Below are 388 nucleotides of genomic sequence, written 5' to 3'. Positions count from 1 at the left end.
CCATCACTTCACCCCCTTGCGGTAGTTGGTTTTGTCTACGATCTTGGTGTATATATCTTTTAGTGGGCCAAAGTTGCAAAAACTATCAAACGTAGTTTTTTTATCAAGTGCATGACAATACAAATCATAAGCCGCCTCAAGTCGCTCACGGTCTTCGCGTTGTTGTGGGGTTTCGGGTTTGCGGAATACTCGGTTGCGCTGCTCCATAGTGTCGATAACAACTTCCATTCCTTTGTAAGTTTCTTTTGACAGCATTTCACCAACAACCACATACTTGCTAGAGTATTTACATAGCAACTCAACATCATGGTTAGGGTCTACTGTGTAGATGGCCCCAACAGGCGGCAAGCCTTCGCCGTTCCATTCAATCTCACCACTAAGCGCGCTC

The 388-nt window shown here is 45.4% G+C and carries 1 protein-coding gene; it reads right to left on the bottom strand.

Going from position 1 to position 388, the window contains the following annotated elements; translation table 11 throughout:
- Positions 1–3 precede the first annotated feature (3 nt).
- A partial coding sequence (locus tag DC53_RS22255) for a hypothetical protein (protein WP_033032573.1) occupies positions 4–388 on the bottom strand: 385 nt, incomplete at its 5' end.

Source organism: Pseudoalteromonas fuliginea (genome assembly GCF_000690055.1).
Taxonomy (GTDB): Bacteria; Pseudomonadota; Gammaproteobacteria; order Enterobacterales; family Alteromonadaceae; genus Pseudoalteromonas; species Pseudoalteromonas fuliginea.
Note: the sequence above shows the minus strand (reverse complement) of the source record. Positions and strands in the feature narration are given on the sequence as shown.